3 protein-coding genes are annotated in these 16,906 nt (G+C 70.3%); all 3 read right to left on the bottom strand.

Going from position 1 to position 16,906, the window contains the following annotated elements; all coding sequences use genetic code 11:
- Positions 1-146 precede the first annotated feature (146 nt).
- The 3 genes from ACWDNU_RS16445 to ACWDNU_RS16435 all read right to left on the bottom strand — a co-directional run bounded on the left by ACWDNU_RS16445 (position 147) and on the right by ACWDNU_RS16435 (position 16,906).
- A complete protein-coding gene (locus ACWDNU_RS16445; RefSeq protein ID WP_370937942.1) occupies positions 147-344 on the bottom strand; it encodes an MbtH family protein in 198 nt (65 codons plus the stop codon).
- 19 nt (positions 345-363) lie between these two features.
- Positions 364-1,605 carry an MFS transporter gene (locus ACWDNU_RS16440; protein WP_449669441.1) on the bottom strand — a complete coding sequence of 414 codons (1,242 nt, stop codon included), beginning with the start codon at positions 1,603-1,605 and terminating at the stop codon, positions 364-366.
- Positions 1,606-2,113: 508 nt separating this feature from the next.
- Entirely contained in the window at positions 2,114-16,906 is a 14,793-nt protein-coding gene (locus tag ACWDNU_RS16435; protein WP_449669440.1) for a non-ribosomal peptide synthase/polyketide synthase, read from the bottom strand.

Below are 16,906 nucleotides of genomic sequence, written 5' to 3'. Positions count from 1 at the left end.
CGTGCATGTCAAGGCATCTTTCCCGCCTTGACAAGCACCCCCGCGCCGTAGTCACACTCAGCTTCGGGGTGCCCCACGCAACAAACACGGCAATGTCGCCGCCAGGCGACGAGCCGATTACTCAGCCGCCAGGCGACGAGCCGAACTTACTCAGCCGCCATCCGCTCCCGAAGCGACCGAGGCCGCATATCCGTCCACACCTCGTCCACGTGCTTCATGCACTCCTCCCGGCTCCCCCGGACCCCGTCGGCCCGCCACCCGGCCGGCACCTCCTTGTCCGCGGGCCACAGCGAATACTGCTCCTCCTCATTGACCAAAACCTGAAACACAGCAGCGTCGTCCATCAGAAATTCCCTTTCTCCGTCACTGACCAGAAGTCTCTTCAAGCTCCCGAACCCGAGGCGCGGCAGGCAACCCGCGCAAAGTCCCGCTAAACGTACTTAAAAGAGTGACCACGGCAATCGACCCGGTACAAGCCAGCACCGCGGACACGGCAGGCAACGCCTCGACCAGCCACCCGCCCAACGCGGGCCCGGCCGCCGCGGCCAACCCGCCGGTCACCCCCAGCACCCCGCCGAGCCGCCCCCGCAACCCGTCCGGAGTGGACAACAACTGATAAGTAGCAATAGCAGTATTGGCAGCCGGTGGCAAAAACGCAATAGCCGCGAAGAGCGCGCCCATCACATATCCATTGTGGACTAACACGGCAAGCGGCGTCAGCACGGTCAACGCCCAGAACACCCCGATAACCAGCCCGTACGCGCTGAGCCACCGATGCAGGTACGGCGCGGCCAGCGACCCGAGAATCCCCCCGGCCCCCAGCATCGCCGCCATCACGCCGATCTCCCCGGCCGGAACCCCCCGCTCGTTGGCCAGCACGATGATCACGAGGTAATAAGCGGAAAAGAACAGATTCAAACTGACGACACAAGCCACAGTAGCCCGCAGCGCTGGCCGCGACCACACCCACCGAAGCCCCTCGACGATCTCCCGCCCCAGATGCTTCGGCGGCGCGTCCTCCGCCCGCTCGGCCTGCCGGGGCAACCGCACGAACAGCAGCGACACAAACGCGAACACATGCGCGACCAGGTCGAAGAGGAATGGAATAACCCGCCCCACCGCGAAAAGAAATCCGCCCAGCGCATTCCCGGACAACTGCCCCGCACTAGTCCGCGCAGCGTTCATCGCCACCGCGGACGGCACCTGTTCCTCCGCCACCAACCGAGGCAGACTGGCTTCCTCCGCGGGCTCGAACAACGCCCGGCTGAGCCCCATCACGATGGCCGCCGCAACGAGCATCCACACCTCCGCGACGCCCCAGTACAACGCGAGCACCAACCCGCCCGCCGCGACCGCCTGCGCGGCCTCGCACCACAGCATGATCCGCTTGCGAGGCCACCGATCCACCAACGCGCCGGCAGGCAACCCGGCGACGAGCTGGCTGATCGCCACGGCTCCCAGCACGAGCCCGGACTGCGCCGCCGACCCGGTGAGCGCCAGAACCAGCAAGGGAAACGCGATGGTGGTCGTGCTGAACCCGGCTTCGGAGACGACCTGGCCAGTCCAGAGAAACCGGTAGTCGCGATTGCCCACGATCCCGCTCATGCCCCGCCTCCCCTACCGGCTGCTGCTCGCGACGCACCCGCGACACCGGCCGCGGTGCTGCCGAATCGAGCCTCAGAGGCCGCCCGGCTCGCCTGCCGGCGGCGGCGATTGCGCGGACTCTCGCTGATGCCCCGAGCCCCCAATCCTTGGCCGCGATCGCTCGCGAGGCCCCCGCGAACCGCGCGATCGGAACTCGCAGGGCCGCTCCGCAGCGAACAAAGCCCGCGATCGCCCACGAGAGACCCGCGCACCACCCGATCGGAACTCGCAGGGCCGCTCCGCACCGAACAAAGCCCGCGATCACCCACGAGAGACCCGCGCACCACCCGATCGGAACTCGCAGGGCCGCTCCGCACCGAACAAAGCCCGCGATGGCACCGAGCCCCGCTCATGCGCCTCTCCTCCGGCAGCCCGCAACGATCAGCCAAGAGGCACCCGTGCACCGCCCGATCGGGACCCACCAGGCCGTCCCGCAGCGGACAGCAGGCCCGCTTCCCCGCATCCCAGCTCATGCCTCGTCACCCCGGCAATCCGCCGCGATGGCCCGCAACGCGTCCGCGAATCCGCGAGCCACCCCCGACACTGTCTCCCGTGTGTGCTGATCCGGCTGGTAGAACCACGAGAACTCCAACTGCCCCTCCCGCACTCCGCCCACCACCTCGAGCGCGTGCAGCGACCGGTTGGCCGGATCCTGGTCCCGCCCCAGCGGCGGGAGCGAGCGCAGGAACAGCCCGTCCCCGGTCCCGGTGTTCTCGCCCTGTCCCAGGTAGTTGAACGCGACTCGCGGAGCGGACCGGCCCAGATCGGGGAAGCGGAAGGACCGCAGAACCCCGTGTCCGAACCCGTTCCCCGGCACCGCCCGCAACTGCCGCCGGACCGACTTCACCAACTGCCGCCAGCTCGCGGCAGGATCGACTTCCAGAGCGACCGGGAACAGCGTCGTGAACCACCCGACCGTCCGGGTCAGGTCGACGTCGTCCAGGATTTCCTCCCGCCCGTGGCCTTCGAGGTCGACAGCCACCGCGGACTCGCCGGTCCAGCGCGTCAAGGTCCAGGCCAGCGCGGTCAGCAGCACGTCGTTGATCCGAGTCCGATAAGCACCGGGAGCGAGGTGCAGCAGGGCATCGGTATCCCGCTCGTCCACGCGAATGGTCACCAGGTCCTGTGGCTCGGGAGCAGCACCCACCCGATCCACCGGAATCCGGCACCCGGGCAGCTCCCGAGCCCAATGCGCGCGTTCGCCGTCCAGCGCCCCGGATTCGGCGAACTCCCGCAACCGCCGCGCCCAGTCCCGGAACGACGTCGTCTTCGGGCCAAGGTCGGGCTTCTCCCCGGCTTCGATCTGCCGGTAGGCCCGCTCCAGATCCTCCAGCAGGATGCCCCACGAGACGGCGTCCACGACCAGGTGGTGCGCGACCAGGAAGAGCAGCGGATTCTCAGCGGCATCCGACAAAAGCGCCCGCAGATGCGGCGGCCGGGCCAGGTCGAAGCTCGCCTGCGCATCATCGGCCGCGCGCTCCAGGTCCACTGTGGACACTCGTCGCAGCACCGAACCGGAATCCACGGGGTCGTTGTGCTGAATCCACCCGTCGGCAGTCTGCTCGAACCGCAGGCGCAGCGCGTCGTGCTGAGCCACCAGCGCATCGATCGCCTGCCGCAGGACCTCCTCGTCCACCGGGCCGTTCAGCTCGATCAGCACAGACTGGTTGAAGTGCGCGGGATTCACCGGCGACGCATCCAGGAACCACCGCTGGATCGGCGTCAGCGGAACCTCCCCGACCACGGCTTCGCGATCCTCCTCGACCGCATCGGCAGGCTGGACCACGCTCGCCAGCTCCGCGACCGTCTGGTGCGTGAACAGGTCTTTCGAGCGCATAGCCAGACCGGCCTGCCGGGCACGGTGCACGACCTGGATGCTGAGCAGCGAATCGCCGCCGAGTTCGAAGAAGTTGTCTCCTGCGCCGACCCGCGGGATCCCGAGCACCTCGGCCCAGACGTTCGCCAGCAGTTCCTCCAGCTCGGTGCTCGGAGCGACGTACTCGGCGGTCTGCAGCTGCGACAGGTCCGGCTCCGGAAGCGCGGCGCGGTCGATCTTCCCGTTCGGGCTCACCGGAATCTCGTCGAGCGGCACGAACACCGACGGCACCAGGTAGTCCGGCAGCATCTCGCCCAGGAAAGTGCGCAGCTGAGCGGTTTCGCCGACCACATAGGCGACCAACCGCTTGTGCCCGCTTGCTTCCCGAGCCACCACGACGGCATCGCGCACGCCCGGATGCCGCCGCAGCGCCGCCTCGATCTCGCCCAGTTCGACGCGGAAGCCGCGGATCTTGACCTGGTGGTCCACGCGTCCGGCGAATTCCAGGTCTCCCGCCGCCGTCTGCCGGACGACGTCGCCGGTGCGGTACATCCGCGATCCCGGCGGGCCGAAGGGGTTCGCCACGAACCGGTCCGCGGTCAGGCCGGGCCGGGACAGGTATCCGCGGGCCAGCCCGGCGCTGCGGACGTACAGCTCACCGGTCGAGCCGATCGGCACCTGGCGCAGTCCGGCGTCCAGCACGTACGTCTCGGTGTTGCGGGTCGGTTTGCCGATCGGCGGCGGGCCGCCCGGCGACAGCGGTTCGCTCCACGAGACCGCGACCGTGCACTCGGTGGGCCCGTACGCGTTGATCATCCGCCGCCCCGGCGCCCAGCGGGCGACCAGCTCGGCCGGGCAGACGTCACCGGCCACGACGACGGTGCGCAGGTCCGGCAGCGGCACATCGGGCACGGTCGCCAGCGCGACCGGCGGGAGCACTGCCTGCGTCACCCGGTTCTCCGCCACGACTTCGGCCAGGTGCGCGCCCAGCAGCGGCCCCTCCGGCGGCACGACGAGCGCGGCGCCGGCGGGCAGCGACGTGCAGAGTTCGGACACCGCCGCGTCGAAGCTCGGCGAGCTGAACGCCAGCACCCGGTCGCCCGGCCGGATCTGGAAATGCTCGATCTCGGCGGCGGAGAACGACGCCAGACCGGCGTTCGGCACCACGACGCCCTTCGGCTGCCCGGTCGAACCGGACGTGTAGATCACGTACGCCGGTTGCGACGGGTCCACCAGGAGACCGAGGTTCGTGTCCGAATACTCGGCGGCATCGAGTTCTTCGTCCACGACCAGGACCGGATCGGCGTCGCGCAGCATGAACTCGATGCGCTCGGCGGGATAGCCCGGGTCGACGGGGAGGAACGCGGCGCCGGTCTTGGAAATCGCCAGCTCGGCGACGACGAGCGCGGTCGAACGCGGCAGCCGGACGGCGACGATCCGTTCCGCACCAGCGCCCCGGTCGACCAGCAGCCGGGCCAGCTGGTTCGCTCGCGCGTTCAGCTCGGCAAAGGTGATTTCTCCACTGGAAGACAGCAATGCCGGGGCGTCGGGCGTCCGCGCGGCCTGTGCTTCGACCAGCTCTGCCAGGGACTCCGTCTGGACCGCCGCGGCGGTGTTGTTCCACCGCCGCAACTGGTCCACTTCGGACTGCGGCAGCAGCGGCAGGGAAGCCATCGGCTCGTCCGGCTGAGCGGCGAGAACGGTCAACGCGGTCAGCAACCGCTCGGCGAGCCGTTCGATCGTCGCTGCGTCGAACAAGCCGGTGGCGTAGTTGATCGCGGCATGCAGCGACCCGCCGTCCTCCTCGAATTGCGCGAGCAGGTCGAACGTCGCGCTCGTCGCGGGCAGGGCGACTTCCTCAGCGACCAACGAACCGCCGCCCGGACGGTCGCCGGTGTTCTGCAGCACCACCATCGCCTGGAACAGCGGCGTCCGGCTCGGATCGCGGACTGGCTGCGCGGCGTCCACCACGCGTTCGAAAGGCACGTCCTGGTGGGCGAACGCGTCGAGCACCGTGTCGCGCACCTTGCCGAGCAAATCGCGGAAGGAGCCGCTTGAGTCCACTGTGGACCGAAGGACGAGAGTGTTGACGAAGAAGCCGATCAAGCGTTCCAGCTCGGCCCGTTCGCGGCCGGCGGCCACCGTGCCGACCGCGATGTCCTCCTGCCCGCACCACCGTGCCAGCACGACCTGGAAAGCCGCGACCAGCGTCATGAACAGCGTCCCGTGCTGCGCGCCCGCGAGTTCGCGGAGGTTCGCGGCGACCTCGGCGGGGATGTCGAAGCCGAACCAGTCCCCCTCGCTCGTGCGCACCGCGGGACGCGGCCGGTCGGTGGGCAGTTCGAGCGGCGCGAGGCCGGCGAGCCGGTCCCGCCAGTGGTCGAGCTGCTCGTCGAGGTCGGGGCTGTCGAGGAAATCCCGTTGCCAGGCGGCGAAATCCGCGTACTGCACCGGCAGCGCGGGCAGCTGCGGCTCCTCGCCGCGGACATAGGCGGAGTAGCAGGTGTCCAGTTCAGCGGCCAACACTCCGGCCGACCAGCCGTCGGTGACGATGTGGTGCAGCACCAGCAGCAGGACGTGGTCGCCGGACTCCTCCCGGAACAGCCGGGCGCGCAGCAGCGGACCGGTGCGCAGGTCGAACGGCCGGAGCGCTTCGCGGACCAGCACCGCCTCGTCGAAGTCCGCCACCGGGAGCTCGACCGGCGCGGGCTCGTGGACGATCTGAACGGGATGGCCTTCGATCGCGTCAAAGGTGGTGCGGAGCGATTCGTGCCGGGCGACGACCGTGTTCAGGGCCTGCCGCAACGCATCGAGGTTGAGTTCACCGCGCAAGCGCAATGCGCTGGGCGAGATATATTCTCGGCCGCCAGGCTCGAATTCGTCCAGGAACCACAACCGTTGCTGCGCGAACGACAACGGCAGCACACCGTCGCGGGCGACGACCGGGATCGCCTCCGCATCCGCCTGCTGGGCAGGGAGTTCGGCGGAGAACTCGCTGAGCGTCGGTGCGGAGAAGAGCATCCGCGGCGACACTTCGACACCGAACTCCGCGCGCACCCGCGAGGTGATCCGCATGCTGAGGATCGAATCGCCGCCGAGTTCGAAGAAACTGTCGTCGGCCCCCACGCGGTCGATTCCGAGGACGTCGGCCCAGATCGCGGCCAGCCGCTGTTCGGCGGCGGTCCGCGGCGCGACGTACTCGGCGGTTCCGGCGCGTCCGGGAGCGGGCAGCGCACGGCGGTCGAGCTTGCCGTTCCGGTTGAGCGGAAGCGCCTCCAGCGACACGAACGCCGACGGGACCAGGTGCTCCGGCAGCCGTTCGCGGGTCCACTCGCGCAGGCCTTGCGCTTCGCCGACGACGTACGCGACAAGGCGGCCTTCACGAGCGATGACAGTGACGTCGGCAATCGCCGGATGCCGCCGCAAGACGGTCTCGATCTCCCCTGGCTCGACCCGGAAGCCGCGGATCTTGACCTGGTCGTCGACGCGGCCGAGGTAGTCGAGCGAGCCTTCGGCGGTCCAGCGGACCTGGTCGCCGGTGCGGTACATCCGCTCCCCCGGCGGGCCGAACGGATCGGCGACGAACCGGTCCGCGGTCAGCCCCGGCCGGCCGAGGTAGCCGCGCGCGAGCTGCGGTCCGGCGAGGAACAGTTCGCCGGGCAGTCCGGGCGGCACGGGTTCGCCGGTGTCGCCGAGGACGTACGCGCGGAAGTTCGTCAGCGGACGGCCGATCAGCGGCTGGTCCCCGACCACGGGCGCGTGGATCGAGTCGACGGTCGCTTCCGTCGGGCCGTAGTAGTTGTGCCCGGTGACGTCCGCGGCGGCCAGCTGCTTCCACAGCGTTTCGGTGGCCGCCTCGCCGCCGGTGATCACCGTGCGCGGCCGGACTTCGCCGGTCGCCAGCCCGGCGTCCAGCAGCTGCTGGAGGTAGGCCGGGGTGAGGTCGAGCAGGTTGAGGCCGTGCGCGCGGACCTCGCGGACCAGGGCGAGCGGGTCGAGCCGGGTGTCGTCGTCCAGCACGTGCAGCTCGTGGCCGTCGATCATGGCCAGCAACGGTTCCCAGGACGCGTCGAAGGCCAGCGACGCGGTGAGCGCCGCCCGTTCCCGGCCGCGGTCGAGAAAGATCGCCCGGTGCGCGACCAGCAGGTTCACCAGCGCGCGGTGCTCCACCACGACGCCCTTCGGCGTACCGGTCGAGCCCGAGGTGTAGATGACGTACGCGGCGGTGTCCGCGTCCGGTCGCTTCGAAACCGGTGCTGGCGGCGCGTAACTCTCGTCCGGCCTGCCCAGCACGACCACCGGGCGCGCGTCGTTCAGCAGGAAGCGGACGCGTTCCTCCGGCAGGTCCGCGTCGATCGGCAAATACACCGCGCCTGCCTTGAAAATCGCCAGGAACGCGATCACTGCCTCGGCCGAGCGCGGCAACATGACCGCCACCACCCGCTCCGGCCCAGCGCCCCGCTCGATCAGCTCTTCCGCCAGTTGTGTCGCGCGAGCGTCGACCTCCGCGAAGTCCAGGACGGTGTCGTGAAAGACCAGCGCGGTCTCGTGCGGCATTCGCGCAACGGTCGCGTCGAACACGTCCAGCACCGTCTCCGCCGGGAGATCGGCGGAATCGCCGTGGCCCAGGGCCAGCACCTGGCTTCGCTCGTCAGCGGTGAGCGGCGAGAGCGAGCCGACGCGACGCTCCGGGTCGGCGGCGATCGCCCGCACCAGCTGGGCGAGGTGCGCGGCCAACCGCTGCGCGGTGGATTCGTCGAACAGCTTCGGGTCGTAGGACAGTTCGAGCCCGAGCCGGTCGTGGAGGTAGGCGGTGAGGTTCAGCGGGTAGCTGGTGGTGTCCAGCGATTCGACGTCCAGCACCCGGACGCCGTCCTGCCCGCTGTCTTCGATCGGGTAGTTCTCGAAGACCACCACGCTGTCGAACAACGCCGCGCCCGCCGGCACCCCGGTGAAGGTCTGCAGTTGCGAGAGCGCCAGGAAGTCGTACCGGCGCGCGTCCGCCTGCTCGGCCTGGATCGCGCGCAGCCATTCGGCGGCCGACTGTCCATTCCGGACTTCGACCCGCGTCGGGACGGTGTTGATGAACATCCCGATCATCGCTTCGACGCCGGGCAATTCCGGCGGGCGTCCGGAAACCGTGGTGCCGAACAAGACATCCGGCTCGCCGCTGTAGCGCGCGAGCAGCAGCGCCCACGCTCCCTGCACGACCGAGTTGACCGTCAGCGCGGCGGTTTTCGCCATCTCGCGCAGCTCCGCCGACTCCTCTGCGGACAGCTCGACCAGCAGCGTCGCCCCGGATTCCGCACGGTGCGCCTCGCGGGGACGGCGGTCGTACGGCAGCGGTGTCGGCGCGGCGAAACCGTCGAGCACCTCGCGCCAATGCTCCTCAGCCGCGGCCCGGTCCTGCGCGGCCAGCCACGCGAGGTAGTCGCGGAACGGCCGGCGCGGCGTCAGTTTTGCTGGTGTGCCTTCGACGATCGCCGTGTACTGCTCGCATACTTCGCCGAAGACCTGGGCGGCACTCCAGCCGTCGAGCAGGACGTGGTGCGAGGTCCAGAGCAGCTGCACCTCGTCGTCGGTCAGCCGCGCGATCTCCAGGCGCATCAACGGCGGCGTGGTCAGGTCCATGCCCGCGGCCAGGTCGGCTTCGAGCAGTTTCGCTAGCTCGGCCTGCTGCGCTTCCGGAGCGAGGCCGCGCCAGTCGTGCTGCCCGACCGGGACCCGGACCCCGCGATGGACGCGCTGCACCGGCTCGTCCACGCCGTCCCACACCGTGCTGCTGCGCAGGATCGGCGTCCGGTCCGCCATCCGCTGCCAGGCCTCGGCGAGCGCGTGCGGGTCCCGGATTCCGCCCAGCCGCAGCCGGAACTGGTCGAAGTACGCGCTCGAACCGCTGTCGACCAGGCTGTGGAACACCATGCCCGCCTGCAGTGCGGTCAGCGGGTAGATGTCCTCGACCTCGCGGCCGTCCCCGGCGAGCCGGTCCACCGTGGCCTGGTCGAGCCGGGCCAGCGGGAAGTCCGACGGCGTGCGGCCGCTGGCCGAGGCGCAGTGCGCGATGATTTCCCGCAGCGCTTCGACGGTCGCCTCGGCCAGGCCGCGAACGGTCTCCTCCGCGTGCACCTCTTCCGAGTACTCCCAGGTCAGGTGCAGTTCGCCGGATTCGACCACGCCGACGACGTCCAGCAGGCACGGGCGGACGCTGTCCGGCGCGGAATCGTGGCCGAGGCTTTCCCCGCGACCCTGGTAAAGCCCGTCCTCGGCGGTCCCGACGTCCCAGCGGCCGTGGTAGTTGAACGAGATCTGCGGGGTCGGGTCATTCCGGAGCGGGGACTCGGTCAAGTAGCGCAGTGCTTCGTAGCCGACGCCCTTGTTCGGGATGGCGCGCAGCTGTTCCTTGACTGACTTGAGGATCGTGTCCCAGCCGTCGCCGGGGACGGTCAGCGCGACCGGGTACTGCGCGGTGAACCAGCCGATCGTCCGGGACAGGTCGAGCGGTGCGGCGACGTCCTCGCGGCCGTGGCCTTCCATCTCGAGCACGACCTGGGACCGGCCCGTCCAGCGCGCCAGCACGCGGGCGAGGGCGCTCAGCAGGACGTCGTTGACCTCGGTCCGGTACGCGCCGGGCACGTCCTGCAGGAGCGCGGAAGTTTCAACCCGGTCAAGGGAAACCGACACCGAGCACGCCGACTCCGCGGTGTTGCGCCCGGAACGGTCGACCGGAAGCTCGGTGTCGACGCCGCGCAGCACACTCGCCCAGTACTCGGCCTCGCCGTCGAGCCCGCCGGTGCGGACGTGATCGGCGAGCGTCCGAGCCCAATGCGTGAACGAGCTGCCGGTCGGTTCCAGCGGCTCGCCCTGGTAGGCCCGTTCCAGGTCGCCCAGCACGACGCGCCAGGAGACGCCGTCCATGACGAGGTGGTGCGCGGTGAGGAACAGCTGCGGCGAGCGGTCCCGGAAAGTGAACAGGACCGCGCGCCACACCGGGCCGTTGACGATGTCCAAAGAGGTCTGTGCACACACTGCCTCTTCATGCATTGCCGCGACCACATCGTCCACTTCGGACAGATCGGCGTGTCGCAGGATGTCCGCCGGTTCCGTGGCAATTGGTTCCTGCTGCCAGCTTCCCTCTGCACGAGAGAACCGCATCCGCAAGGCGGCGTGATGGGCGGTGACCTCAGCGATCGCGGCGGTAAGGCGTGAAACGTCCACTGCGGACAGGACAAGGTGGACAGACATGGTCAGCCGCCACGGCTCGGCCAGATGCTCGAACAGCCACGACTGGATCGGCCCGAGCGGCGCGGGTCCGGTCTGCTCCGGCACTGGCGCGACCGGGCCGCCGGTGGTGACGACGCGGCCCAGTTCCGCGATGGTCTGGTGCTGGAACAGATCTTTGGACGTCAGTGTCAGCCCGGCCTGGCGGGCGCGGGACACGACCTGGATGCTCAGGATCGAATCGCCGCCGAGGCCGAAGAAGTTGTCCTCGACGCCGACCTGGTCGACTCCGAGCACTGTTGACCAGACCTCGGCCAGCACGGTCTCGATCTCGGTACGCGGTGCCACGTAACGGTTTTCGACACGCGCGCCGGGTGCGGGAAGTGCGCGGTGGTCGAGCTTGCCGTTCGCGTTGAGCGGCAGTTCGTCCAGCGCGACGAACACCGCCGGGATCATGTGCGCGGGCAGCGAGCGGGCAAGGTACTCGCGCAGCACCGTGGTCCCCGGCACCGTGCCCGTCAGATACGCGACCAGCCGCCGGGCATCCCCGGTGCCGTGCGCGACCGCCACCGCGCCGGTCACGTCCGGATGCGCGGACAGCGCCGCCTCGACTTCGCCCAGTTCGATGCGGAAACCGCGGATCTTGACCTGGTGATCGGCCCGGCCGCGGTAGGCGAGTTCGCCGTCCGCGGTCCAGCACAACAGGTCGCCGGCGCGGTACATCCGGGTGCCCGGCGCGCCGAACGGGTCCGCGACGAACCGGGACGCGGTCAGTCCGGGCCGGTTCAGGTAGCCGCGCGCCAGGCCCGCGCCCGCGACGTACAGCTCCCCGGTGACGCCGGGTGGCACCGGTTCGAGGCAGGCGTCCAGGACGTAGGCGCGCAGGTCCGGGATCGGCACGCCTACGGTGGCGCGGTCGTCGAGTACGCGATACGTCACGTGCACGGTGGTCTCGGTGATGCCGTACATGTTGATCAGCTGCGGTCCGTCCGGATGCCGCCGTCGCCATTCCTCCAGGCGCACCGGATCGAGGGCCTCGCCGCCGAAGATCACGTACCGCAGGCTCAACGGCGCGGATGGCAGCGCGCCGAGCCGGTAGAACGCCGACGGCGTCTGGTTGAGCACGGTCACCCGCTGCTCGGCCAGCAGGGCGAGGAATTCCTCCGGCGAGCGAACCGTGTCGGACGGAACCACCACGAGGCGGCCGCCGTGCAGCAACGCGCCCCACAGCTCCCACACCGAGAAGTCGAACGCGTAGGAGTGGAAGAGCGTCCAGACATCCTGGTCGCCGAAGCCGAACCAGTGGTCGGTCGAGGAGAACAGCCGGGTCACGTTCGCGTGCGGGACGAGGACGCCCTTGGGCACGCCGGTGGAGCCAGAGGTGTAGATGACGTACGCGGTGTTCTCCGGACGGACCCGCACCCCGGGATCGGTGTCCGGCAGGCCGTCCGCCGCGACAGTGTCCACGACGCACACCGGCTGCGCGTCGGCCAGCATCGCCTCGATCCGCGCGGGCGGGTAGTCCGGGTCGATCGGCAGATATCCCGCGCCGGACTTCAGCACCGCGAGGATTCCGACCACCAGGTCGGCCGAACGCGACAGCCGCAAGGCCACCAGCCGTTCCGGTCCGGCGCCCTCGGCGATCAGCCGGTGCGCCAGGCGGTTTGCCCGCCGGTCCAGCTCGCGGTAGGTCAGTTCGACGCCTTCGCAGGTCACCGCGATGGCGTGCGGGGTGCGAGCGGCTTGCGCGGCGAAAAGCCGGTGCAGCGTCGGCTCCGGGGCCGCCACGGCGGTGGGGTTCCACTCCCACAGGACGCGGTCGCGCTCGTCGACAGTGATCCACGGCAACCGGCCGAGCGCCTGGCCCGGAGCAGCGGCGATTCCGGCCAGCAGGATGCGCAGCCAGCTGCTCAGCCGTTCGATCGTGGCCGCGTCGAACAGGTCGGTGTTGTAGTTGACGACCGCGTCGAGCCCCCCGGCGGTCTGCTGGAAGTGGAGCGCCAGGTCGAATCCGGCGGTCACGATCGGCGGCGCGACCTCCTCGACGGCGAGCCCGGGCAGCGCCGGGCGGGCGTCCGGGGTGTTGTGCAGCACGACCATGACCTGGCACAACGGGGTGCGGCTGGGGTCGCGTTCGGGCTGGACGTCGTCCACGACGCGGTCGAACGGCACGTCCTGGTGCGCGAACGCGTCGAGCACCGTCTCGCGGACTTCGCCGAGGAAAGCGTCGAACCCCCGGGTCAAGTCCACAGTGGACCGCAGGACGAGCGTGTTGGCGAAGAAGCCGATCAGGCCTTCCAGCTCGGTGCGTTCCCGGCCGGAGACGACGGTGCCGACCGCGACGTCGTCCTGCCCGGACCATCTCGCGAACAGCAGCTGGCAGGCGGCGAGCAGGGTCATGAAGAGCGTGCTGCCCTGCTGGCGGGACAGCTCCGCGAGCCGCGCGGTGGTGCCGACCGGGACGCTGAACTCGTGCAGCGCGCCGTTCTTCGTGCGGACGGCCGGGCGAGGCCGGTCGGTGGGCAGCTCCAGCGGTTCGAGACCGGCGAGGCGGTGCCGCCAGTAGCTGAGCTGGCTGTCGAAGTCGGTGCGGTTTCGTTGCCAGACTGCGTAATCGGCGTATTGCACGGGCAGCGGCGGCAGTCCCGGTTCCTCGCCGCGAGTGAATGCGGCGTAGAAGACAGCGAGTTCGCTCAGGAGGACGCCCGAGGACCAGCCGTCGGTGACGATGTGGTGCAGCACCAGCGTGAGCACGTGGTCGTCGGGGCCGAGCCGGGTGAGCGCGGCGCGCAGCAGCGGGCCGGTGTGCAGGTCGACCGGTCCGGTCGCGGCGGCCAGCGCGGTGTCCAGGTCTCCGTCCACTGCCTGGAGATCGACGGCGTGCGGCGGGTGGACGATCTGCACGCCGCGGCCGTCGACCGTCGCGAAGGTCGTGCGCAGGGATTCGTGGCGGGCCACCAGCGCGGTGAGTGCCTGGTTCAGCGCAGGCACGTCCAGGTCGCCGCGCAGCCGCAGGGCGGTCGGCGAGACGTACTCGGCGCTGCCGGGGTCGAATTCGTCGAGGAACCAGAGTCGTTGCTGGGCAAAGGAAAGCGGTGCTTCGAACGGTCCGTCGCCGCGAGGCAGGAGCGGGATCGCTTCCTGCGGCGCGGACGCGGCGGGCAGCTGTGCGGCCAGCAGCGCCGGGGTCGGCGCGGTGAAAACGAGCCGGGCGGGGACATCCGCGCCCAGTTCGGCACGCAGCCGCGCGACCACCCGGATGCCGAGCAGCGAATCGCCGCCGAGAGCGAAGAAATCGTCTTCGACGCCGACGCGTTCCAGGCCGAGCACCTCGGCCCAGACGTCGGTCACGAGCTGTTCCCGCTCGTCTCGCGGGGCGACGTACTGCGCTGACGCGGAAATCTCCGGTTCCGGGAGCGCCCGGCGGTCCAGTTTGCCGTGCCGGGTCAGCGGAAGCTGATCGAGGTGCACGAACACCGACGGCACCAAGTGCGCGGGCAGCACCTTGGCCAGTCCGCTCCGCAAGTCAGCGGGCTCGCCGACGACATACGCGACGAGTCGGCCGTCGCGCGCGTCCACGGCAGCGTCGACAACCCCCGGCTGAGCACGCAGGGCGGTCTCGACCTCGCCGGGTTCGATGCGGAAGCCGCGGACCTTGATCTGGTCGTCGGTCCGGCCGAGGTGCTCCAACCGGCCATCGGCGGTCCAGCGGGCGCGGTCGCCGGTCCGGTAGAGACGGGTTCCGGGAGCACCGAAGGGATTCGCGACGAACCGGTCGGCAGTCAGCCCCGGCCGACCGAGGTAGCCGCGCGCGAGCTGGGCTCCGGTGAGGCAGAGTTCGCCGGGGACTCCGGCCGGGACCAGCCGGAGCTGGTCGTCGAGGACGTATGCGCCGACATTCCCGAGTGGACGGCCGATCGACGGCCGGTCTCCGGTCACCCGAGCCCACGTCGCGTCCACAGTGGACTCTGTCGGACCGTAGTAGTTTCCGGCGGCTACCCCGGATCCGGCCAGTTCGTGCCACAGGCTCTCGCCGACGGCCTCGCCGCCGACCATCAGGAACTCCGGACGCTGCGCGCCGGCAAGCAGTCCGGCGGGCAGCAATTGCCGCAGGTAGGACGGAGTCACGTCGAGGAAGCCGATGCGCTCGTCGCGGACGTACCGGGTCAGCGCGGCCGGGTCGAGCCGGGTTTCGTCGCTGATCAGGTGCAGCTCGTGCCCGTCCGCCAGCAGCAGCGGGCCTTCCCACGACGTGTCGAACGACAGCGACGCCGTGAGCGCCACCCGCAACCGCTCGCGGCCGAACGCCGCGCGGTGGTTGACCAGAAGGTTCATCAGGGCCGCGTGCTCCACCACGACGCCCTTGGGCGTGCCGGTGGAACCGGAGGTGTGGATGACGTAGGCGGCGTCCGACGGCCGCGGCGCGGCTGGGCGCGGACCGTCGGTGAACCCGCCGATGCGGTCCAGCACCACCACCGGCTTCGTGTCGGCCAGCAGCACCTCGATCCGCTCGGCAGGGAGGCCGGGATCGATCGACTGGTGCACCGCCCCGGCCTTGAGCACGGCGAACAGCGCGATGATCGCGTCGGCCGAGCGCGGGAGCAGCACGGCGACCACCCGGTCCGGCCCGGCGCCCCGGCCGGCGAGATCCGCGGCGAGCACGTCGGTGCGGGCGGCGAGTTCGGCGAAGCTCAGCCGGACGTCGCCGCAGACCAGCGCGGTCGCCGTCGGCCGGGTCCTGGCCTGGTGGTCGAGGAGGTCGACGATGGTGCCGTCCGGGACGTCGATGACCGGGCCGCGCCAGCCGAGCAGCTGGGCTTCCTCGGTCTCGGTGGTCAGTGCCACGTCGGCGATCCGGCGGCCCGGGTCGGCGCCGACCCCGGCCAGCAGCCGCAGCAGGTGCGCGATCAGCCGGTCGATCGTCCCGACCTCGAACAGTTCGGTGCTGTACTCCACGAGCCCGGCGAGGCGGCCGTCGGATTCCTCGAACTCGACGGTGAGGTCGAAGTTGGCCGAATCCCGCGCTACCCCTGCCGGTTCGACGGAAAGCCCCGGGAACACCGGCCCGGTTCCGGCGGCGTTGTGGAGCAGCACCATGACGTCGAACAACGGGTTGCGCCCGGAGTCCCGTCCCGCGTGCACGGCGTCGACCACTTCCTCGAACGGCACGTCATCGTGGGCGAAAGCGTCGAGAACGGTCTGCCGCGCCGCCGCCAGGTGGTCGGCGAACGACGCCGACCGGTCCACTTCCGAACGCAGGACGACGGTGTTGACGAAGAATCCGACGACCCGCTCCAGCTCCGGACGGTCCCGGCCGGAGACGACGGTGCCGAGCGCGATGTCGTCCTGGCCGGTGTAGCGCGCGAACAGCGCCTGGCAGGCCGCGAACAGCACGGTGAACAGGGTGGTTTCCGAGGTCCGCGCCAGGTCCGCGAGCCGGCGGGCCACGTCCGCGGGGACGCCGAACTCGCGCACCGCACCGGCCGTGCTGCGGGCGGCCGGGCGCGAACGGTCGGTCGGCAACTCCAGCGGCGTAACTCCGGTCAGCTGCCGGGTCCAATGCGCCAGCCCGGCCGCGCGAGTCGGGCGATTGTGCTGCCACAGTGCGAAATCCGCGTATTGCAACGGCTGCGGCGGCAGGTCCGCGCGCTCGCCATCGCGGTAGAGGAGGCCGAGTTCTTCGGTCAGCACTCCCATCGACGCGCCGTCCGTGGCGATGTGGTGCACGCACACCAGCAGGACGTGTTCAGCCAGGCCAAGGCGCACGAGCACCGCGCGCAGCAACGGCCCGTGCGTGAGATCGAACGGCCGCGAATACTCCGCCTTCAGCACAGCGTCGAGGTCCTCCGGCGCGGCATCCACCACCGGAAGCGCCACCTCATACGGCGGCTGAACGAGCTGCCGGGGCTCGCCGTCGACCTCCTGGAAGGTCGTACGCAACGGTTCATGCCGAGCGACCAGCAACCGCAACGCCGTCGCCAACGCCGCGACATCCAGCTCACCGTTCAACCGCAAGGCGAACGCGCTGTTGTACTCGGGATCGTCCGGACGGAGCTGGCTGAAGAACCACAGCCTGCGTTGCGCGGACGACAGGGGCACGGGGCCGGAACGGTCGGCTGCGGCCGGGATCTCCGGCGCGCGGCCGGCCGTTCCGGCCATCCGGCGGCGCAGCGCTTCCTGCAGGTGAGCGGGCAGCGCCGCGATGCGGTCCTCACGGGACGACGTCAT

This window comes from Amycolatopsis sp. NPDC003676 (assembly GCF_053587275.1).
Note: the sequence above shows the minus strand (reverse complement) of the source record. Positions and strands in the feature narration are given on the sequence as shown.

Coding starts and splice junctions, on each gene's coding strand:
- ACWDNU_RS16445 (WP_370937942.1), bottom strand. CDS start 344: ATGGACGACGCTGCTGTGTTTCAGGTTTTGGTCAATGAGGAGGAGCAG.
- ACWDNU_RS16440 (WP_449669441.1), bottom strand. CDS start 1,605: ATGAGCGGGATCGTGGGCAATCGCGACTACCGGTTTCTCTGGACTGGC.
- ACWDNU_RS16435 (WP_449669440.1), bottom strand. CDS start 16,906: ATGACGTCGTCCCGTGAGGACCGCATCGCGGCGCTGCCCGCTCACCTG.